The following is a 1,131-nucleotide window of genomic DNA, read 5'->3' as shown; positions in this document are numbered from 1 at the left end:
CTAGTGTCTTGAGTCGTTAATTCGGTGCCAGGCTAGGTTGTGGTGATGCCGAGTCCGAAGCTGGTGCCACTGACTCTGTCCGACGACGAGCGTCGAACGTTGGAGGGGTGGACCCGGCGCAGGACGACCGCGCAGGCGCTGGCGTTGCGGGCCCGGATCGTGCTGGCCTGCGCCGAGGGCGGATCGAACACCGAAGTGGCCAGGCGATTGAGCTTGGACCGTCACACGGTGACCAAATGGCGGGCGCGGTTTGTCGCCGACCGGCTGGACGGCCTGAGCGACGAACCGCGCCCGGGCCGACCACGCACGATCTCCGATGAGCAGGTCGAGCAGGTCGTCGTGACCACCCTGGAAACCAAGCCGGCGAACGCGACGCACTGGTCGACCCGGTCGCTGGCGGCGCAGACCGGGATGACACAGTCGGCGGTCTCACGGATCTGGCGGGCGTTCGGCCTCAAACCGCACCAGGTGGACACGTTCAAGATCAGCAAGGATCCGTTGTTCGTGGACAAGGTCCGCGACGTGGTCGGGCTGTATCTGGATCCGCCCGCGAAGGCGGTGGTGCTGTGCGTTGACGAGAAGTCCCAGATTCAGGCACTGGACCGCTCGGCCCCGGTGTTGCCGATGCTGCCCGGCGTGCCCGAACGGCAAAGTTTCGACTACGTCCGCCACGGAACCACCAGCCTCTTCGCCGCCCTCGAGGTGGCCACCGGGCAGGTCATCAGCGCGGTCAAACGCCGGCATCGACACCAGGAATTCCTCGGGTTCCTGCGCACCATCGACAAAAATGTGCCCGCCGAGCTGGACGTGCACGTCGTGCTGGACAACCTGGCCACCCACAAAACACCGGCGGTGAAAACCTGGCTGCTCAAGCACCCGCGGTTCCACCTGCACTTCACCCCGACCGGCTCCAGCTGGCTCAACCTCGTCGAACGATTCTTCGCCGAGATCACCGTCAAACTGCTCCGCCGCGGCGTCCACCGCTCAGTCACCGCCCTCGAACGCGACATCCGCGGCTGGATCCAGCAATGGAACACCAACCCCAGGCCCTACGTCTGGACCCGCACCGCCGACCAAATCCTCGACTCCCTCGCCGCCTACTGCCGACGAATTAACGACTCAGGACACTAG

1 protein-coding gene is annotated in these 1,131 nt (G+C 65.3%); it reads left to right on the top strand.

The features are described from left to right. The first annotated feature begins 45 nt into the window (after positions 1–45). Positions 46–1,131, top strand: a complete 1,086-nt coding sequence (locus tag L2C96_RS44140) for an IS630 family transposase (RefSeq protein WP_237340320.1) — start codon at positions 46–48, stop codon at positions 1,129–1,131.

The organism is Amycolatopsis tucumanensis, from assembly GCF_021654135.1.
Taxonomy (GTDB): domain Bacteria; phylum Actinomycetota; class Actinomycetes; order Mycobacteriales; family Pseudonocardiaceae; genus Amycolatopsis_E; species Amycolatopsis_E tucumanensis.
This window is presented reverse-complemented; position numbering and strand designations above follow the sequence as displayed.